This window comes from Novosphingobium gossypii, assembly GCF_050433305.1.
Taxonomy (GTDB): domain Bacteria; phylum Pseudomonadota; class Alphaproteobacteria; order Sphingomonadales; family Sphingomonadaceae; genus Novosphingobium; species Novosphingobium gossypii.
In genome coordinates this window covers 375,148-393,334 of the sequence record NZ_JBNPXM010000003.1, presented here as the reverse complement: position 1 = coordinate 393,334, position 18,187 = coordinate 375,148, and the positions used below count along the sequence as shown (strand labels likewise).

At 68.1% G+C, this 18,187-nt stretch carries 17 protein-coding genes, 1 tRNA gene and 1 riboswitch; of the genes, 15 read left to right on the top strand and 3 right to left on the bottom strand.

Annotation, left to right across the window (positions count from 1 at the left end):
* Positions 1 to 473 precede the first annotated feature (473 nt).
* The 4 genes from GGR40_RS09475 to mdoH all read left to right on the top strand — a co-directional run bounded on the left by GGR40_RS09475 (position 474) and on the right by mdoH (position 6,208).
* Positions 474 to 1,520: a TolC family protein gene (locus GGR40_RS09475; RefSeq protein WP_429275971.1), complete on the top strand. Its 1,047-nt coding sequence runs from the start codon at positions 474 to 476 to the stop codon at positions 1,518 to 1,520.
* On the top strand, positions 1,513 to 2,721 hold the full coding sequence (locus tag GGR40_RS09470; RefSeq protein ID WP_429275970.1) for an efflux RND transporter periplasmic adaptor subunit: 1,209 nt from the start codon (positions 1,513 to 1,515) through the stop codon (positions 2,719 to 2,721). The genes GGR40_RS09475 and GGR40_RS09470 overlap by 8 nt, the downstream gene beginning before the upstream one ends.
* Positions 2,722 to 2,874: 153 nt before the next feature.
* Positions 2,875 to 4,365, top strand: coding sequence for an OpgD/OpgG family glucan biosynthesis protein (locus GGR40_RS09465; protein WP_429275969.1), 1,491 nt, complete (start codon positions 2,875 to 2,877; stop codon positions 4,363 to 4,365).
* Between the two features lie 40 nt (positions 4,366 to 4,405).
* A complete protein-coding gene (mdoH, locus tag GGR40_RS09460) occupies positions 4,406 to 6,208 on the top strand; it encodes a glucans biosynthesis glucosyltransferase MdoH (RefSeq protein ID WP_429275989.1) in 1,803 nt (600 codons plus the stop codon).
* Here mdoH and GGR40_RS09455 read toward each other — a convergent pair.
* Entirely contained in the window at positions 6,187 to 7,494 is a 1,308-nt protein-coding gene (locus GGR40_RS09455; protein ID WP_429275968.1) for a cobyrinate a,c-diamide synthase, read from the bottom strand. The genes mdoH and GGR40_RS09455 overlap by 22 nt on opposite strands.
* 72 nt (positions 7,495 to 7,566) lie before the next feature.
* Positions 7,567 to 7,759, top strand: a riboswitch (cobalamin riboswitch).
* Between the two features lie 233 nt (positions 7,760 to 7,992).
* On the opposite strand from GGR40_RS09455, the gene GGR40_RS09450 reads away from it, so the two are divergent.
* From GGR40_RS09450 to cobU, 8 genes are read left to right on the top strand one after another with little or no spacing between them, the layout of a single operon-like run.
* Entirely contained in the window at positions 7,993 to 8,400 is a 408-nt protein-coding gene (locus tag GGR40_RS09450) for a DUF1636 domain-containing protein (protein ID WP_429275967.1), read from the top strand.
* Complete coding sequence (cobT, locus tag GGR40_RS09445) at positions 8,397 to 9,434, top strand: nicotinate-nucleotide--dimethylbenzimidazole phosphoribosyltransferase (protein ID WP_429275966.1); 1,038 nt, start codon at positions 8,397 to 8,399, stop codon at positions 9,432 to 9,434. The genes GGR40_RS09450 and cobT overlap by 4 nt, the downstream gene beginning before the upstream one ends.
* Complete coding sequence (locus GGR40_RS09440) at positions 9,431 to 9,997, top strand: histidine phosphatase family protein (RefSeq protein WP_429275965.1); 567 nt, start codon at positions 9,431 to 9,433, stop codon at positions 9,995 to 9,997. Before cobT ends, GGR40_RS09440 begins: the two co-directional genes overlap by 4 nt.
* Positions 9,994 to 10,719 carry an adenosylcobinamide-GDP ribazoletransferase gene (locus tag GGR40_RS09435; RefSeq protein ID WP_429275964.1) on the top strand — a complete coding sequence of 242 codons (726 nt, stop codon included), beginning with the start codon at positions 9,994 to 9,996 and terminating at the stop codon, positions 10,717 to 10,719. The genes GGR40_RS09440 and GGR40_RS09435 overlap by 4 nt, the downstream gene beginning before the upstream one ends.
* A complete protein-coding gene (locus tag GGR40_RS09430; protein WP_429275963.1) occupies positions 10,716 to 11,711 on the top strand; it encodes an aminotransferase class I/II-fold pyridoxal phosphate-dependent enzyme in 996 nt (331 codons plus the stop codon). The genes GGR40_RS09435 and GGR40_RS09430 overlap by 4 nt, the downstream gene beginning before the upstream one ends.
* Positions 11,704 to 12,645 carry an adenosylcobinamide-phosphate synthase CbiB gene (gene cbiB, locus GGR40_RS09425; RefSeq protein WP_429275962.1) on the top strand — a complete coding sequence of 314 codons (942 nt, stop codon included), beginning with the start codon at positions 11,704 to 11,706 and terminating at the stop codon, positions 12,643 to 12,645. The genes GGR40_RS09430 and cbiB overlap by 8 nt, the downstream gene beginning before the upstream one ends.
* Entirely contained in the window at positions 12,633 to 14,096 is a 1,464-nt protein-coding gene (locus GGR40_RS09420) for a cobyric acid synthase (RefSeq protein ID WP_429275961.1), read from the top strand. Before cbiB ends, GGR40_RS09420 begins: the two co-directional genes overlap by 13 nt.
* Positions 14,093 to 14,614, top strand: coding sequence for a bifunctional adenosylcobinamide kinase/adenosylcobinamide-phosphate guanylyltransferase (cobU, locus tag GGR40_RS09415; protein ID WP_429275960.1), 522 nt, complete (start codon positions 14,093 to 14,095; stop codon positions 14,612 to 14,614). Before GGR40_RS09420 ends, cobU begins: the two co-directional genes overlap by 4 nt.
* Before the next feature lie 4 nt (positions 14,615 to 14,618).
* On the opposite strand, the gene GGR40_RS09410 is transcribed toward cobU, so the two are convergent.
* Together GGR40_RS09410 and GGR40_RS09405 are read right to left on the bottom strand one after the other, a co-directional pair.
* The gene (locus GGR40_RS09410) at positions 14,619 to 14,777 is read right to left on the bottom strand and encodes a ribosome modulation factor (protein ID WP_429275959.1); all 159 of its coding nucleotides are present in this window, start codon (positions 14,775 to 14,777) and stop codon (positions 14,619 to 14,621) included.
* A 164-nt stretch (positions 14,778 to 14,941) separates the two neighbouring features.
* A tRNA-Arg gene (locus GGR40_RS09405) sits at positions 14,942 to 15,018 on the bottom strand.
* A 102-nt stretch (positions 15,019 to 15,120) separates the two neighbouring features.
* Here GGR40_RS09405 and GGR40_RS09400 point away from each other — a divergent pair.
* The 3 genes from GGR40_RS09400 (at position 15,121) to GGR40_RS09390 (ending at position 18,185) form a co-directional block, all read left to right on the top strand.
* Complete coding sequence (locus GGR40_RS09400) at positions 15,121 to 15,606, top strand: MmcB family DNA repair protein (RefSeq protein ID WP_429275958.1); 486 nt, start codon at positions 15,121 to 15,123, stop codon at positions 15,604 to 15,606.
* Between the two features lie 253 nt (positions 15,607 to 15,859).
* On the top strand, positions 15,860 to 17,317 hold the full coding sequence (locus tag GGR40_RS09395; RefSeq protein WP_429275957.1) for a DEAD/DEAH box helicase: 1,458 nt from the start codon (positions 15,860 to 15,862) through the stop codon (positions 17,315 to 17,317).
* Positions 17,318 to 17,444: 127 nt separating this feature from the next.
* Positions 17,445 to 18,185 (top strand): sterol desaturase family protein, encoded by a 741-nt coding sequence (locus tag GGR40_RS09390; RefSeq protein ID WP_429275956.1) that lies wholly within the window; start codon positions 17,445 to 17,447, stop codon positions 18,183 to 18,185.
* The last annotated feature ends 2 nt before the right edge of the window (positions 18,186 to 18,187 follow it).

Below are 18,187 nucleotides of genomic sequence, written 5' to 3'. Positions count from 1 at the left end.
GCTGTTTTAAACTGGTATCCACGACCCGAAGATCCGCAGAACCAGGCGCCGTCGCCCACATGTCCCTTCATCAAAAACCAACAATGTCAAAGACCCAGACCAACCTTCCAGCCAGTCCCGCCGAACAGTAAAGCCGGACAACCATCGCTCCCCGCTTTCTTGCGTCAGGGGGAAACCAGCTGTCCGTCCATTCAGGCGACCGCTGCAGAAGCGTGCTTCGCTGCGGTGAAACGGCCTCTAAGCGCCGTTCGTGAGTCGGTCAAACACTAATTTCAAAAATACGTCATTTTTTCGAAAATCGGCTGATTTTCGTGGGTTACGCAATCGACGGCCTTCCGGCCCTTGGACGGCGGCAAGGAATACTGCCTTCGCCGCCGGTTCTCATGCCACCGATCGGTCGCTCCTGCGTTCGCTAACGCAGCACGATTGCTTCGTGGGGTTCAGGTGCTATCGGAGAACACGTGTCCAGATACATGAACTTACGCGCGCGGGGGGCCGAGCTTGCGTTCCTGTCGCTAGCCCTTGTCCTTTCGGGTTGCGCCACCAGCGGCAAGCCCGTGGCTGACGTTCCGCCGACGCCTGAAGCTGCCGTAGTGGCTCCGCCCCCGTCAGCTGTGCCGTGGTGGCGTGAGACCGGCGACCCCGTGCTGGCCACGCTGATCCAGCAGGGCCTCGACACCAATCCCGAAATCGCCTGTCGCATCGCGTCGCTTCGCCAGTACGATCATCAGGTGGAGCAGGATGCGAAACAGATCGGCGCGAGGCTTGGCCGGTTGTTCGGGGACAGGAGCGTGCGTGCCGATCCTGCGGCCAGGGACATAAAGGTGGATCGCGTGTCTTCCCGTCGCGAGCGGCTCGCTCACCAGATCGCGCTGGCTTACGTCGATGTGCGAAGACTGCAGCAGGATGTCGCGCTGCGCGGTGCCTTGCGCGATCAGTACAAGGATAATGCCGAAGTCGCCCAGTTCCGGCGCGAGGCGGGGCTGGTATCCGCCATCGACGGCTCGCTTGCCCGGACGCAGGATGAAACCGCGCGGGGGGAACTGGGCTTTGCACAAGGGCGACTAGACCAGGCGATGGCCGAACTGGGCAGGCTTGTGGGTGAGAAGCCTGCCGACCTTGCCGCCAAACTGGGTTCGCCAGGAGCAATCCCCGATCCGTCGGCGAACGAACTGTCCGCTACGCCGTCCGACGACCCGCGCCGCGCGGTGCTTGCCGACGCCGTTCTGCGCGAAGCGCGCCTGACACAGGCGCTGGAAGAGAGCCGCCGAACCGTCCGCGATGCAAGAACTGCCTATCGCGAGGGAGCCGGAGCCTTCTCCACGCTTTACGTCGCCGAAGCCGCTTCACTTGCGGTCGAGCTTGCGCTTGTCGATGCGCGGGCGTCGCGGGTGACGACTACGCTCGATCTATGGTCGGGGCAGGATAGTGCCTGGGCGCGCGAAGGGCTTGCCCCGGTCGTCGCTCCTGACCCAACGGCCAATGGACCAACGATTACGGTGACCGCCGCCTGTGACTGATCAGCTTGCGACCGAACAGGACGCGCACACTCCGCTCGACACGCTTCTGGGAGCGGCGCCGCGGCGCGTCATGCGCCACTGGCTGAGCCTGCTGCTGCTGGCAGTGGCGGGCCTGGGGGCGTTGACGTTCTTCGTCCGCTTCGTGAACGGCGAGGATTCGCCTTATTATTCCGCGCCGGTGGAGAAGGGGAACATGATCCCGCTGGTATCGGAGCGGGGACAGGTTCGTGGTTCGGGCGAGGTGACGGTGTTCTCTGCCGTCGCCGGCCGGGTGACCTGGGTGTCCGGGAAGACCGACGGTGAAGTGAAGCAGGGCGAACTGCTGGCGGTGATCGATGCCGGCGCCGTGCGGGACGCTGCGGAAATCGGCAGGTCGCGGCTCGCCGCTGCGCAGGCCGCGCTTGAGGGTGCGCAAGTGATCGCGCAGGACACCGGCACACGCCTTGCCCGGTTCGAAAGCGTATGGCGCCGCTCGGGCGGGCGCGCTCCGTCTCTCAACGAGATCGAGCACGCGCGCGCCGATGCCAAACGTGCCGATCTGGCGGTTGCCTCTGCCCGGGCAGAGGTCAAGGCCGCGCAGATCCAGCTTCGCGAAGACGAGACGCGCAAGGCCGGCGCCGAAGTCCGCGCGCCGTTCTCGGGCGTGCTGGTCATGCGTCATGCTCAACCGGGGCAGTCGATCGGTGAACACCAGCCGCTGTTCACGATCGCCCAGTCGATCGCGCCGATGACGATCGAGGTGCCGCTCAGCCCGCAGCGGACTGGTCCGTTGCAGGCAGGCATGCAGGCGCAGGTCCGGCTCGATGCCGTGCCCGATGCGCTTCAGTCCGCCACCCTGACCCTGCTGCGTGTGCCCCCGCCGCCGCAGACCGGGCCGCGCATCGCCGTCTTCACCATCGAGAAGCCCGGCCCGCAGGTGCGCCCGGGCATGAAGGGCACCGTGGAGATCGAGCTTCCCGAACGCCGCGACGTGCTGCTGGTCCCCGACGCCGCGCTCGATTTCGAGCCCGGCGTGCGCAATGCGCAGCGGCGAGAACGCATCTTCGTCCTTGATGGAGGGGAGCCACGCCGTGTCTACGTGACCGTTGGTGCCAGCGACGGCAAGCGCACGGAAGTCTTCGCGAACGACCTGAAACCCGGCGACCGTGCGATCACCGGGTGGCGGGATGCGGCAGCCGGAACCGCGCAGTCAGGGCAGTGAAAGGTCGCGATAGGCACAAACGCCCCTCATTTGCAGGCGCGTGGGGCGGCACTCGCTGCCTGTGACGTGCAACCATCGCGGCGCCCACGCGTATGGGCTTGTGATCGTGATCCGCCAGACGAGGATAGAAGCATTCCCAAGGACGACACGCATATGTCGCGCCGCAGCGCCGTCGGGCTGTTCGCGACGTTGATGGGCGCAGCCGCGCTGCCCGAAGGACTCAAGGCCGCCACGGCGGAACGACTGGGCGCGCCCCAACCGTTCAACTGGGATGCCCTGGTCACCCAGGCGCAGGCGCTTTCGCGCAAGCCCTTCGTCGCCACGGCGGAATCCACGCACGCGGCGGCGGACTACGACGCCGCGGGCAAGCTGACTTACGGCAACGCGCCCAGCATCGCGGGCAACGTCCGGCTGTTCCCGGCAGTGAAGGGCACCGCGCCCAAGCCGGTTCGGATTTCCATCGTCGAGGGCGGGCAGGCGCGCGAGATCGTCGATACCGGCGGGCTGTTCGTCGGCGGCGGCAATACCGATGCCGTCGGCTTTCGGGTGATGGACGCCAGCGGGCGCAGCGACTGGCTGGCCTATCAGGGGGCTAGCTACTTCCGCTCTTCCGGCAACCGCGACCAGTACGGCCTTTCCGCCAGAGCCATCGCCATCGACACCGGCCTGCCGACGGGAGAGGAATTTCCCGACTTCACGCATTTCTGGATCGAGCAGACCGGCCCGGACGCGGTCCGCATCCATGCGTTGCTGGATGGACCGAGCCTGACGGGCGCCTATGCGTTCGATTGCCGCAAGAGCGCCGACAAGGTGACGCAGGACGTCACCGCCGCGCTGTTCCTGCGCAAGGACGTGAAGCAGCTGGGCTTTGCCGCCGCGTCCAGCATGTTCTGGTACGATCAGGCCACCCCGCCGGCGAAGCGCGGCGACTGGCGGCCCGAGATCCACGATTCGGACGGCCTTGCCATCTGGTCCGGCAATGGCGAGCGGGTTTGGCGCCCGCTCAACAATCCGTCAGCCCCCCGCCTGCATTCGCTGCGCGCCGATTCGCCCAAGGGGTTCGGCCTGATCCAGCGCGACCAGAAGTTCGACCATTATCAGGACGACGGCGTCTTCTACGACCGCCGTCCCTCGCTCTGGGTCGAACCCAAGGGCGATTGGGGTGCAGGCGCGGTCGGCCTGTTCGAGATGCCGACCGAAAGCGAGACGCTGGACAACATCGCGCTGTTCTGGCGCCCGGACCGTCCGGCCAAAGCGGGGCAGCGGCGCGACATCGCCTATCGCCTGACGTGGACTTCCAACGATCCCAGCATAGACAACGCGGCGCGCTGCATCGACCTGTACGAAGGCCCCGGCGGCAGCCCCGGAACGCCGCCGCTGCCCGGCGTGCGCAAATACGTGTTCGACTTCGCCGGTCCGTCGCTGGCGGGCCTTGACCGGGACAGCGGCGTCACGGCCGAAACCGACCTGCCGAAGGGCGCGGTGGTCTCTGCCGTCGCCTATCCCATCGCCCGGTCGGAAGGGCTGTGGCGGGCCATGATCGACGTCCGATCGGCCAGCGTCACCCAACCCCAGTTCCGTCTTTTCCTGAAGCGCGGCAACTCTGCGCTGAGTGAGACCGTTATCAAGGCCATCGAAACGTGAGTACGCCAAAGTGAGCACAGGGCCAACGACCCATTCGCCGATGCTGCCGGCGGAATCGCCCATGGCGATGCCGATCCAGAACCTGTGGGGCAATCCCCCCGGCGCGCGCGAGGTGCTGACAGCGCCGCACGGCATGCTGGTCAAGCGGCTGCTGCTGCTGGCGCTGACCGCCGTGATCGGTCTTGCCGCGTCCAGCACCGTGCGCATGGAACTGTCGCGCGACGGCCTGGACTGGGTCGAGATCGCGCTGCTGGCGTTCTTCGTGCCACTGTTCTGCTGGATTTCGTTTGGCTTCGTCACGGCGACCATGGGCTTCCTCAAGCTCATCACCGGCGAACATCCCGGCTTCACCGCGCTGCCCAGCCCGGCTTCCAGCCTGCGTCACAAGACGGCCGTGCTGATGCCGGTCTACAACGAGGGCGTCGAGGAAGTGTTCGCCCGCGTGCGCGCCATGGCCTATTCCATCGCCGAGGCGGGCGGCGCGCCGTGGATCGACTTCTTCATCCTGAGCGATTCCAATCCCTTCCACGGCAAGCGCGAAGAAGCGGCCTGGCACGAACTGGCCGATCACGCGCCGATCAAGATCTATTACCGCCGCCGTGAGAAGAACATCGCGCGCAAGCCAGGCAACATCGCCGAATGGGTGAAGCGCTTCGGCGGCGCTTACGAAAACATGCTGATCCTCGACGCCGATTCCATGATGAGCGGCGAGACGATCGTCGGCATGGCATCGATCATGGAAGAGCGCCCTTCGATCGGCCTGCTCCAGACGGTGCCGATGATCACCAACCCGCGCACCCTGTTCCAGCGCTGGATGCAGTTCGCCAGCGAGGCCTATGGCCCCATCGCCAGCGCCGGGCTGCTGTGGTGGTCGGGCTCGGAAGCCAACTTCTGGGGCCACAACGCGATCGTGCGCACCCGCGCCTTCGCCGAAGCCTGCGGGCTGCCCGAGCTGCCCGGCAAGGCACCGTTCGGCGGCCATATCCTGAGCCACGACATGCTGGAATCCGCCCTGCTGCGCCGTCGCGGCTGGGCGGTGCACATGGTCATGATTGGCGGCTCCTACGAGGAGTTTCCGCCGACCATCGTCGACATGGCGATCCGCGACCGGCGCTGGATGCAGGGCAACCTGCAGCACCTCCAGTTGCTGGGCGCTTCGGGCCTGCATTGGGCCAGCCGTCTGCACCTCCTGATCGGCGCTTCCGCCTATCTGACGTCACCCGGCTGGCTGCTGCTGATCATCACCATGATCGGGCAGGTGGCAACGCATCAGGACGGCGGCTTCGTCAACCTGGCGCCGCCCAGCGTGCTGGCGCTGACTGTGGTGCTGCTGTTCGGGCCCAAGGTCATGGGGCTGGTATGGATGCTGGCCGATCGCGAACGGCGCGCCAGCTTCGGCGGCGCCTTTGCGATCGTGCGTTCGGTGGCGCTTGAGACGGTGCTGGCGATGCTGCTGGCGCCGATCACCATGGTCACCCAGACCAAGGCGCTGCTGGGGCTGCTGCTGGGCATCTCGGCGGGCTGGAACACCCAGGCCCGCGATGCCCGCCGCATCACCGTGCGCGAAGTGCTGCCCGACCTGCGCGAGCATCTGCTGCTGGGCGCGGCGCTGACGGCAACCGCGTTTCTAGATACGACGACGGCGGTGTGGCTCTCGCCGATCATCGTCGGCCTGTTCCTGTCGCCCTGGCTGATCAGCCTGACCTCCAGCGAAAACCTGGGCGACAAGGCCGACCGCGCCAAGGTGTTCCGCGTCCCCGCCCCCGGCATCGTCGAGGCCAGCGAAGACCCGCGCGGCACCGAAGTGCCGGCTGCCAAACCTCAGTCGCTGGTCGAAGCCTGACCGAACAGCCGCGCCACCGCCTGCGGGGCGGAAGGGAAGTAACCGTGCATGTAGCTGGCGGTGAGTGAGCCGACGCGGTAAAACGCTTCTCCCGCCGCCCCCTCCGGCGCCTTCGCCATTGCCTCCGGCAGGAGGGCCGTATCCAGCCGCGAATAGTGAAACGTGTGCCCGCGAAGCGTGCCGCCGGGCAGGTCGAGCTGCTGCATCCCCAGCCCGGCGAACCGCGCCTGCATCGTCGCATGGCCCGGCAGCAGTCCCAGCAGGTCGGCCCGTGCGCCATGCCGATCCGTCAGCGAGGCGCAGGCGTAGAGCATCCCCCCGCACTCGGCCAGAATTGGCTTGCCCGCCGCATGGTGCGCCCTGATCGCCGCCAGCATCGAGTCATTGGCGGCAAGCTCCTGTAGATGCAGTTCGGGATAGCCGCCCGGCAGCCACAGCGCGTCGCATTCTGGCAAAGCCGCATCGCGCAGCGGTGAGAAGAACGCCAGCCGCGCGCCCGATCGTTCCAGCCATTGCAGGTTGGCGCGGTAGATGAAGGCGAAAGCCTCGTCCCGCGCAACGGCGATGCGCAGACCATGCAAATCCGCTTCATGGCCCACTGCTGACGGGGTGAACCGCACCGGCGGCGGCAGGTCAAGCGCGGCGTCGGGCAGCAGCGCCGCCGCCTGATCCAGCCGCGCATCGAGGTCCGCCACCTCCGCCGCCTGCACCAGCCCCAGGTGCCGTTCGGGCAGCGCCACCCCTGCATCGCGAGGCAGAGTTCCCAGCCACTTCACCGCGTCCGGCATTCCCCGCTGCAACAGTTCGGCATGGCGGGCACTGCCGACGCGGTTGGCGATCACGCCATGGACCTCGACACCGGGGCGATACGTCGCCAGCCCGTGCACCACTGCGCCGAAGGTCTGCGCCATCGACGAGCCGTCGATCACCGCCAGCACCGGCAGCCCGAAGCGTTGCGCCATGTCCGCCGCGCCAGGATCGCCATCGAACAGGCCCATTGCGCCTTCGACAAGGATCACGTCCGCTTCGCGCGCGGCATCGTGCAGCAGGGCACGGCACTGGTCTTCGCCGCACATGAACAGATCGATCTGGTGGACCGGCGCTCCGCTTGCCACTTCGAGCACCATGGGATCGAGGAAATCGGGGCCGCACTTGAACACCCGTACTCGCCGCCCGGCATTGCGGTGGCGGCGGGCGAGCGCGGCAGTCACCAGCGTCTTGCCCTGCCCCGAAGCAGGAGCGGACACCAGCCAGGCCGGGCAGGAAACAGCGGGATCGTCCGTCATCCCGCAGTCACCTATGGTCTCCCGCAGATCGGCGCAAGCATCGGCCTCTTGCACAGCGGCAGCCCGCACGATACGTGCCTGCGTGCGACAGGTTCCCCGCAAGGGGATCAAAAGGGAACGCGGGTGCAATGCCCGGGCTGCCCCTGCAACTGTAAGCGGACGAGTCATCCGACCACAGGCCATTGGGTGCGCAAGCACCTGAGAAGGCGGTCGGAAAAGGCGATGACCCGTGAGCCAGGAGACCTGCCGGTCGCAGTCGTTCTTCGACCGGACAGGGTGTGCCGGCCGAACGGGGGCCCATTCCTCGTGCAACGACAGCATCGCTCCGCCGGCCTGAAGGCTGCGGGAGGCGCCGCGCTGCATGATGCGCCGGCACCCTGCCCGCCTTCGGCAACCGACGGGGTAACGCCGTTTGCCTGAAGGATCCGACGTGAAATCCCATTCGACTTCCATCGCAGCACCGGCTCCTGCCGCGCCCATGCGCAGCCGGCCCTGACCATGCTGGCTCCCGTCCCCGCTGGCCCGTCCGTGGTCGTATGCAACACCTGCCGCCACACCGCCAACGCGCAGGAGGATGCGCAAGGGCGCCGCGGCGGCGCAGTGCTGGAAGCGGCGATGCGCAGCGTGCAGGATGCCGACCCCGCGCTTCAGGGCGTGCAGATCCAGACCATGCCGTGCCTTTTCGCCTGCAGCCGCCACTGCACCGTCCACATCCGCGCGCCGGGCAAGGTGGGCTACGTGCTGGGCGACTTCGCCCCCGATGCGGACGCCGCGCGCGCCATCCTGGAATACGCGGTGCGCCACGCCGCCAGTGAGGAAGGCCGTGTGCCTTTCCGCGAATGGCCGCAGGGGGTGAAGGGGCACTTCATCACCCGCACCCCACCTGAAGGCTTCGTCTGCACGTGACCCGCTTTGCCGATCCCGCCGCCTTTGCCGCCGCTCTTGCCGCGCTGCCTGCGACCAACCAGGCCGCCCGCAACGCCGCGCTGCAGCGCCAGTCCTGCCTGACCAAGCCGCCGGGTTCGCTGGGCAGGCTTGAGGATATCGCGGTGTTCATGGCAGGCTGGCAAGGCCGCGAGCGCCCGGCTGCGGACCGGGTGCAGGCGGTAGCGTTCGCCGGCAATCACGGCGTCGCGGCGCAGGGCGTCAGCGCCTATCCGCCCGAAGTCACGGCGCAGATGGTCGCCAATTTCGAGGCCGGGGGCGCGGCGATCAATGTCCTGACGCGGGCTTGCGGGGCAACGCTGTCGATAGTCGCGCTCGATCTTGACCGGCCCACCGGCAACATCGCGCGCGAACCGGCGATGAGCGCGGAGGAATGCCTCGACGCGCTGAACCGGGGCGCCGCCGCGCTGGCCCCGGACACGCAGCTACTGCTGGTGGGTGAGATGGGCATCGGCAACACCACCCCCGCCGCCGCCCTGTGCGCGCAGGCGTTCGGCGGCGACGCGGCCGCGTGGATCGGGCGCGGCACCGGGATCGACGACCACGGGCTGGCGCGCAAGGCCGCCGCGGTCGATGCGGCGCTATCGCTGCATGGCCCCCACTGTACCGACGCGTTCGAAACGCTGCGCCGCCTTGGCGGGCGAGAGATCGCAGCGATGGCGGGCGCGTTTCTGGCGGCGCGACTGGCGCGCGTGCCGGTGCTGCTGGACGGATTCATTGCGTGCGCTGCAATCGCGCCGCTGGCCCAAGCGAATGCGCAGGTCACCGACCATTGCCTGGCCGCGCACTGCTCTGCCGAAACGGGGCACGCCCGCCTGCTGGCAGCGCTGGGGCTGGAGCCATTGCTGCGGCTTGGCCTGCGGCTGGGCGAGGGGTCGGGTGCGGCGCTGGCGGTGCCACTGGTCAAGGCTGCGCTCGCCGCCCACAACGGCATGGCCACTTTCGAGGAAGCCGCAGTCGCCGGGCGGGAAAGCGCCGGGCCGGCCGCCGGATGACCGGCACCCTGCTCCACCTGATGCGCCACGGCGCGCCGGAGCGCCCCGGTCGCCTGCTGGGCCATGTCGACGAACCCGCCCTGCCGACCGAGGACGCGCGGTGCGTTGTGCGGGCGCAAGGGCTGGAATTCGCCACCGTGATATCATCGGATCTGTGTCGTACTAGCATGCCCGCCGGTGACATCGCAGCCATCCGGGGCTGCCCGTACCACGTCGATGCCGACTGGCGCGAACTTGATTTCGGCGAGTGGACCGGGCGCGCGGTGCACGAACTGGACGCTGCCGCCTACGAACGGTTCTGGAATGACCCCGACGCGTATGCCCCGCCCGGAGGAGAACGATGGTCCGACTTGCGCAGCCGCGTGGTCCGCGCCATCGACCGGCTCCATGGCCCGGCGCTGGTCATCACCCACGGCGGGGCCATGCGCGCGGCGCTTTCCGTGCTGTGCGGCATGGACCATCGGCAGGTCTGGGCCTTCGACCTTCCCTGCACCGCGCTGCTGACCCTGCGCCTGTGGCCCGGCGATGCGCCCACCGCGCAGATCGTGGGGCTGGCGCCATGAAGCAACTGATCCTCGCCCTGCAGTTCCTGACCCGGCTGCCGCTGCCCCGCGTACAGGCAGACGCGAACGACTTTGCGCGAGCGATGCGCTGGTTTCCGGTGGCCGGGCTGGTCGTGGGCGGGGCAGTGGCGCTGCCGTGGTGGCTGTTGCAGCAGCGTGATCCATGGACGGGCGCGCTGGCGGGCCTCCTCGGCTGGGTCGCCATGACCGGCGCGCTGCATCTCGACGGGCTGGGCGACGTTGCGGACGGTGCCGGCGCGGCGCACGGGGACCGCGCGCGCCTGTCCAGCGTCATGGCGGACCCGCACGTCGGCAGCTTCGCGGTGGTGACAATCGCGCTGCAGCTGCTGGGCAAGCTGGTGCTGCTGCATGCGCTTTGTGCGCAGCCTGCGGGTACGGCGCAGGTCACTGCGCTGGTGCTGGTGCCGGTGTTCGCCCGCATCGCTCCGATCGGCTGGACACTGTTCCTGCCGCCGCTGCATGCCGGACTGGGATCGCGATTCCGGGAAGGTGTCAGTCGCGCGCATCTGCTGGCATGGTCGGTAGCGGCGGTTATCGGCGCCGTGGCACTGGCGCCCGCCCTGCTGGCGCTGTTCGCAGCCGCGCCCCTGTGGGGCTGGTGGCTGAAGGCCCGGCTGGGCGGCATCTCGGGGGATGGCCACGGCGCGGGCATCGAGCTGGTCGAAACCGCCCTCCTTGCCGCACTGGTGCTGGCGGCGTGACCCCCGACCTGCTCCATCATGGCGGACGGTTGGCGGAGGCGGCGCGCGTGTTCGGCGGTGAGCCTGCCGACTGGCTCGACCTGTCCACCGGGCTCAATCCGCTGCCGTGGCAGTCCGCCGAAGCTGGGCGGATCGATTGGCATGCCCTGCCTGACCCCGACGCCCTGCGCGAACTGGAGCATGCCGCCGCCGGGCATTTCGGAGCGGTGCCGGAGCATGTCTGCGCCGTGCCCGGCAGCGAAGTGGCACTGCGGCTGCTGGCCCTGCTGCTGGCGCTGCCGGGACGCGCCCTGACCCCCGCCTATCGCACCCATGCAGAGGCGTTCGCGTCATCCACCCCGATCGGCTTCGGGGAGACACTTGATCACCCCGCCGCAATCGTGCTTGCCAATCCCAACAACCCGGATGGCATCCTGCGGCCCGCGTCCGCGATCCTGTCGTGGCGTGACGCGGTGGCAGGGGCCGGCGGCTGGCTGATCGTGGACGAGGCCTTTGCCGACTGCCACCCACAAGCCAGCGTTGCCGCGCATGTCGGCCCGGCAGAGCGGCTGATCGTCCTGCGATCGTTCGGCAAGTTCTTCGGTCTGGCCGGGCTGCGGCTGGGCTTCGTCATCGCCCCGCCCGCGGTGACGGCAGCGCTGCGCGGGCTGCTCGGCAGCTGGCCGGTCCATGCCGCCGCCCTCGATCTTGGCCGCGCCGCCTATGCTGACGCCGGATGGATCGCACGCACGCGCGCCGACCTACCGCTTCGTGCAGAAGCGATGGACCGGGTGCTGACGCGCCATGGCCTTGCCCCTCAAGGCGCCTGTCCGCTGTTTCGCTACCTTGCGGATTGCGACGCGGCGGGGCTGTTCGCCCGGCTGGCACATGCGCGCATCCTCACCCGACCTTTCGCCGAAAGGCCACGCACCCTGCGCCTCGGCATCCCCGCCGATCCCGCCGCGCTGGCCCGGCTGGACATAGCTTTGGACAAGGCGCTGGCCGATGGCTGAGCCTGTCGCCCTTGCCGCCTTGACGCTGGAGGCTGCGCTGGGCTGGCCCACGCGGCTGCACGCCGTGACCGGGCATCCCGTGGGCCTGTTCGCCCGCATGATCCGCAGCTGCGAACGCCGCCTCAACCGAGGCCCAGCCGCACCTGCCCCCCGCCGCCGTGTGGCCGGAGCCATCGCCATGGCGCTGCTGCTGCTGCCCGTCGTCTCCGTGACGGCGGCAATGCAGGCGGTGGTCCATGCGCTGGCGGGAGCATGGAGCTGGCCGATCCTTGCACTGCTGGCCTGGCCCGCCATCGCCGCGCGCAGTCTGGACGACCATGTGCGCCCGATCCGCGATGCGCTGATGCGCGGCGATCTTGCCGAAAGCCGCCGCTCGGTGGGCATGATCGTGGGACGCGACACCGCGCGGCTGGACACGCCCGGCATAGCCCGGGCCGCGATCGAAAGCCTTGCGGAAAGCTTCTGCGACGGCGTCGTCGCACCGCTGTTCTGGCTGGTGCTGCTGGGCCTGCCGGGCGTCTGGGCGCTGAAGGCGATCAACACCGCAGACAGCCTGATCGGCCACCGGGAAGAGCCCTTCGGCCCTTACGGCTGGGCCGCCGCCCGGCTGGATGACGCGGTCATGCTGATCCCGGCGCGGCTGTCCGGTCTGCTGCTGTGCGTGGCCGGAGGAGGTGGCTGGAAAGTCATGGCCCGCGACCATGCCCGCCATGCGTCACCCAACGCGGGTTGGCCCGAAGCGGCGATGGCCGGGGCGCTGGGCGTCCGGCTGGCAGGACCGGTCGCTTACGACGGCCTGCTTGCCGCCAAGCCCTGGATCGGCGAAGAGGGCCGCGATGCGGATGCCCGCGGTCTCGACCGGGCGCTGACGATCTACCGGCGCGCCTGCGTCATCCTGGGAATCATGGCGATGGGGGTGGCATGGCTGGCCTGATGCTGCAGGGGACCGGCTCGGACGTCGGCAAGTCGGTGCTGGTCGCCGGATTGTGCCGCGCCGCTGCCAATCGCGGGCTGCGCGTGCTGCCCTTCAAGCCGCAGAACATGTCCAACAACGCCGCCGTCACGCCCGAAGGCGGCGAGATCGGCCGGGCACAGGCACTTCAGGCGCTGGCCGCGCGCGTGCCGCTGCACGTCGACATGAACCCGGTGCTGCTGAAACCGCAGGCCGATCGCACATCGCAGCTGATCGTCCACGGGCAGGTTCGCAGCACGCTTGGCGCCGCCAATTTCCGCGAAGCGCGCCGTCCGCTGCTGGGCGAAGTGCTGGAAAGCTATCGCCGGCTGGAGGCCCAGTGCGATCTGGTGATCATCGAGGGGGCAGGCTCTCCGGCGGAAATCAACCTGCGTGCGGGCGACATCGCCAACATGGGCTTTGCGCGCGCCGCGAATGTGCCCGTGGTGCTGGCGGGCGACATCGACCGGGGCGGGGTGATCGCCGCCATCGTCGGCACCCGCGCGGTCATCGATCCCGAAGACGCGGCGATGATACGCGGCTTCATCATCAACAAATTCCGCGGCGATCCTGCGCTCTTCACCGACGGCTATGCGGCGATAGAGCGCCTGTCAGGCTGGCGCGGTTTCGGCGTGCTCCCATGGCAACCGGCGGTGGCGCGCCTGCCCAGCGAAGACGCGGTGGTGCTGGAACGCGGCATCCGCCCCGGCGCGGGCAAGCTGCTGGTCGCCTGTCCGATCCTGCCGCGCATCGCCAACTTCGACGACCTCGATCCCCTGAAGCAGGAAAGCTGCGTGGAAGTGGCGATGGTCCCGCCCGGAACGCCCATACCTGCCGAAGCGGCGCTCATCGTCCTGCCCGGATCGAAGGCCACCATCGCCGACATGACGTTCCTGCGCGAACAGGGCTGGGACATAGACGTACTGGCGCACCACCGTCGTGGCGGGGCGGTGCTGGGGATCTGCGGAGGATACCAGATGCTGGGCCGCACCATCGCCGACCCGGACGGCATCGAGGGCCCGCCGGGCGCGGTTGCGGGGCTGGGCCTGCTCGACGTGGAAACCGTGCTGGACGCGCGCAAGACGCTGGCGCACGTCAGCGGCACCGCACTGGGCGGCGCCTTCACCGGCTACGAGATGCACATGGGCGTGACACGCGGGGCTGACGCCGCGCGGCCCTTCGCCCGGCTGGACGGGGATCGGGCCGATGGCGCGACGAACGCGGACAGCTCGGTCATGGGTACGTACTGCCACGGATTGTTCGCCCGCCCCGGCCTGCGCGCGGCCCTGCTGTCTCAGCTTGGCACGCTGTCGGACGGGCGCGATCATGGTGCCGACGTCGATGCGGCGCTGGACGAACTGGCTGCCGCGATGGAGAATCACCTCGACATCGACGGTCTGCTGGCGCTGGCAGGCGGGGAGATGGTGCCATGACCCCTACACTGCTGGTGCTGGGCGGGGCACGTTCGGGCAAGAGCCGGTATGCACAGGGCCGGATCGAAGCGCTGCCGGTCGGATCGAGCGGGCGGCTAGCCTATCTGGCCACCGCGCAGGCGTTCGATGCCGAGATGGCCGAGCGCATCGCTCTCCACCGCGACGACCGCGGCCCGCGCTGGATCACCGTGGAGGAACCCGTCGACTTGGCCGCCGCCATCTGCCGGGCCGCGTCCGATGCCGATGCCGTGCTGATCGACTGCCTGACCTTGTGGCTGTCCAACCTGATGCTGGCAGATCGCGATCTGGACGGCCCTATCGCCGACCTTCGCGCCGTGCTGGCCGCTCCGCCCTGCCCGCTGGTGTTGGTGTCCAACGAGGTGGGGCTCGGCATAGTCCCGGATAACGCGCTGGCACGGCGCTTTCGCGACGAAGCCGGGCGGCTGAACCAAGCAGTGGCGGCGACGGTGGACGAAGTGCAGTTCCTGGCCGCCGGTCTACCGCTGAAACTAAAATGACGCGTCAGGCGGGAATCGCCAGCCGCTCTTCATCGGGATTACGGCGATACCCGGCTTCCCATGCAGCGCGCTGCCGGGGACTTGCGTAAGGGTTGCTGGAAATCGGGATACCCGCCTGCGCGGCCTTGATACCCCAGAAATGCGCGCGATGTTCGTTGGACAATGCAAAAATCCGCTTTGATGGAATGTCCTGGCTCGAACGTCCCTGCAAAGGCGCATGATCCTGCCTGAACGGCGAGCAGGGCCCGAAAAGCGACGAACCGCAATCGCACAATGCCGCGCGGCTACGGCACGTGCGGGGAGAAATCAGCGCTTGAATGGAGATGATGGTGCACCCGACAGGATTCGAACCTGTGGCCTCTGCCTTCGGAGGGCAGCGCTCTATCCAGCTGAGCTACGGGTGCAACAAGAGGGCGGTTAGCAGACGATAGCGGGTGTTGCCAGCGGCAAATTCCTTTCCGACGACAAGCCTTGCCAGTTCCTGATATGTTCCTATTATGCCGCGCATGGCCGAAGCCGATTCTCTCATCCTCAATCACACTGCCCTGGGCGTCGCCCGTGGCATATCGCGGCTTTTCGCGCGCAACGGGATCTGGTGCATGCCGGAAATGCCGCTGCGCTGCGGGCGCCGGGCCGACCTGATGGGGGTGGATGCCAAGGGGCATGTCATCATCGTCGAGATCAAGGTGGCCCGCGCCGATCTGCTCGGCGATGGCAAGTGGACCGATTATCTGGACTATTGCGACAGGTTCTATTGGGGCCTTTCGCCAGCGCTGGACCGTTCTCCACTGGAAACGCAGGCGTTCCTGCCGGATACCTGCGGGGTCATCGTGGCAGACGGGTACGATGCGGAGATCCTGCGCCCGGCGCCGTTGCGGCAACTGGCCGCCGCGCGCCGCAAGGTGGAGACGGAGCGGCTTGCCCGCGCCTCTTTGCGGCGGCTGGTGACGCTGAACGATCCCCATACACTGCAATGGGGCGAAGAGGGGTGAACACGGTTCGCGGCAATTTTCTTGCGCTTTGCCGTAATGCACACTAAATGGCTCATCAGCAACCGGCGTGCGAGGTCTTCCTTGCCGCAATCCGAGAGCAGCGTGAGGCCGCGGCATTCAGCCAAGGCCGGCCCGGACTGGCGGTTGCGACCAACCAAGCTTCCTTCCTCACGCAGGGTCGCCACAACGACACCTCGCTGTGCGCGCGCCTTTATCAAAAGCCATGCGCGCCCCGCACTTTTGAAAGTGACGCATGTCCTATTTTTCCGAACTTGGCCTCGCCGAGCCGATTCTCCGTGCTCTGACCGCCAAGGGCTATACCGATCCATCGCCGATCCAGCGGAAGGCGATCCCTTCGCTGCTCGAAGGCCGTGACCTGCTGGGCATCGCCCAGACCGGCACCGGCAAGACCGCCGCGTTCTCGCTGCCGTCGCTGCACCGCCTGGCCAACGACCCCAAGCCCCGCCAGAACGCGGGCTGCCGCATGCTGGTGCTGTCGCCGACGCGCGAACTTGCCGCGCAGATCGCCGAGAACATGCGCGGGTACGCGAAGTTCCTGAACCTGACGGTGCAGTGCATCTTCGGCGGCGTGCCCGTGGGCAAGCAGGCCCGTGCGCTGGAGCGTGGCGTCGACATCCTCGTCGCCACGCCGGGCCGCCTGCTCGACCTGATCGACCAGCGCGCGCTGACGCTCAAGCATGTCGAAATCTTCGTCCTCGACGAAGCGGACCAGATGATGGACCTGGGCTTCATCGTGCCGCTGAAGCGCGTTGCCGCGCTGCTGCCCAAGACGCGCCAGAGCCTGTTCTTCTCGGCCACCATGCCGCAGGCGATCGCCGATCTGGGCCGCCAGTTCATCAACGACCCGGTCAAGGTCGAGGTCGCTCCGCAGTCGACCACGGCAGAGCGCGTCGAACAGTTCGCCACCCACATCAACCAGGCCGAAAAGCAGGCGCTGCTGACGCTCAGCCTGCGCGCCGGCCTGGCGCCCGACGCTGAAGAGAAGGCGTCGCACGGCGCCATCGACCGTGCGCTGGTGTTCACACGCACCAAGCATGGCGCGGACCGCGTGGTGCGCCACCTCGTCGCTGCGGGCATCCCGGCCGCCGCGATCCACGGCAACAAGAGTCAGGCCCAGCGCACCGCCGCGCTCGGCGGCTTCCGTCAGGGCACCGTGCGCGTACTCGTCGCCACCGACATCGCGGCGCGCGGCATCGACGTTTCGGGCGTTTCGCACGTCTACAACTTCGAGATCCCGAACGTCGCGGAGCAGTACGTCCACCGCATCGGCCGCACGGCGCGCGCCGGGGCCACCGGCGTCGCGATCAGCTACGTCGCGCCGGACGAAAAGCCGTATATCCGCGACATCGAGCGTCTGACCCGCGTGAAGCTGGACCCGCTGGCGCTGCCGGAAGACTTCCAAAACCAGGCCGCGCGCCTGCCTGCGCCCTCGCGCAAGGTGGAGCAGCCGCAAGGTGAACGTCGCCAGGGCGGCGGCGGCGGTGGTAGTCGCAGCGGCGGCAACGGCAACCGTAACGGCCAGCGCAGCGGCGGCCAGCGTGGCGATCGTCCTCAGGGCGAACGCAGCCGCGACGGCCAGCGCGGCGAACGCGCTCCCGGCGAGGAGGGCGCAGAGCGCAAGCGTCGCTTCCGTCCGCGCGGTCCCAAGGGACTGGGCGCGCACAAGGGCGCCGTGAAGCGCGCCGGGTAAGCTGAGGAAAAGGGATGATCCGGGGCCATCGCCCCGATCCCCGTGGGCATAGGGCGCGCAAAGCCGCAGCCACCGTTCATCCCTTTTCACTTCCCCTTGCGGTCCTGAACGCATAAGTCCCGCGCCCATGGCGCTGGACGCTCCTCTATTCGCGATACTCGCCTCCGCCGTCGCCATGACGGCGATCGTCGGCGTCCGCTATCTCGTCACATCCGGACTGTTCGCGTGGATCACCACGCGAGTGCGGCCCGGCCATTATCGCGGGCTGGACGGGCAGATGAGGCGGGAGATCGCGTGGTCGCTGGCCTCTGCCGCGATCTACGGCATTCCCGCAGGCGTCGTCGCCTGGGGCTGGCGCACGCATGGGTGGACGCAGATCTACACCGACGTGCATGACCGGCCCCTGTGGTGGATGCCGGTTTCCGTTCTGGTCTACCTGCTGCTGCACGATACGTGGTTCTACTGGACCCATCGCTGGATGCACGAGCCGCGCGTGTTTCGTATCGCCCATGCCGTCCATCACGCCAGCCGCCCGCCGACGGCGTGGGCGGCCATGAGCTTTCACCCCATTGAGGCCGTGACCGGCGCTGTCGTAATTCCCGCACTGGTGTTCTTCGTGCCGATCCACGTCGGCGCGCTGGGCGTGGTGCTGACGATCATGACGGTGATGGGCATCACCAACCACATGGGCTGGGAAATGTTTCCCCGCGCGCTGGTGCATTCGCCTCTGGGCCGCTGGCTGATCACGGCCAGCCACCACCAGCGGCATCACGAGAGTTATCGATGCAATTACGGCCTGTACTTTCGGCATTGGGATCATCTGTGCGGCACCGATGCGGGACTTTCGCGCTCGTTTTCACCTCGCTGAGC

Coding starts and splice junctions, on each gene's coding strand:
- GGR40_RS09465 (WP_429275969.1), top strand. CDS start 2,875: ATGTCGCGCCGCAGCGCCGTCGGGCTGTTCGCGACGTTGATGGGCGCA.
- GGR40_RS09400 (WP_429275958.1), top strand. CDS start 15,121: ATGGCCGAAGCCGATTCTCTCATCCTCAATCACACTGCCCTGGGCGTC.
- GGR40_RS09440 (WP_429275965.1), top strand. CDS start 9,431: ATGACCGGCACCCTGCTCCACCTGATGCGCCACGGCGCGCCGGAGCGC.
- GGR40_RS09420 (WP_429275961.1), top strand. CDS start 12,633: ATGGCTGGCCTGATGCTGCAGGGGACCGGCTCGGACGTCGGCAAGTCG.
- mdoH (WP_429275989.1), top strand. CDS start 4,406: ATGCTGCCGGCGGAATCGCCCATGGCGATGCCGATCCAGAACCTGTGG.
- GGR40_RS09390 (WP_429275956.1), top strand. CDS start 17,445: ATGGCGCTGGACGCTCCTCTATTCGCGATACTCGCCTCCGCCGTCGCC.
- cbiB (WP_429275962.1), top strand. CDS start 11,704: ATGGCTGAGCCTGTCGCCCTTGCCGCCTTGACGCTGGAGGCTGCGCTG.
- GGR40_RS09450 (WP_429275967.1), top strand. CDS start 7,993: ATGCTGGCTCCCGTCCCCGCTGGCCCGTCCGTGGTCGTATGCAACACC.
- GGR40_RS09395 (WP_429275957.1), top strand. CDS start 15,860: ATGTCCTATTTTTCCGAACTTGGCCTCGCCGAGCCGATTCTCCGTGCT.
- GGR40_RS09475 (WP_429275971.1), top strand. CDS start 474: ATGAACTTACGCGCGCGGGGGGCCGAGCTTGCGTTCCTGTCGCTAGCC.
- GGR40_RS09455 (WP_429275968.1), bottom strand. CDS start 7,494: ATGACGGACGATCCCGCTGTTTCCTGCCCGGCCTGGCTGGTGTCCGCT.
- GGR40_RS09435 (WP_429275964.1), top strand. CDS start 9,994: ATGAAGCAACTGATCCTCGCCCTGCAGTTCCTGACCCGGCTGCCGCTG.
- cobU (WP_429275960.1), top strand. CDS start 14,093: ATGACCCCTACACTGCTGGTGCTGGGCGGGGCACGTTCGGGCAAGAGC.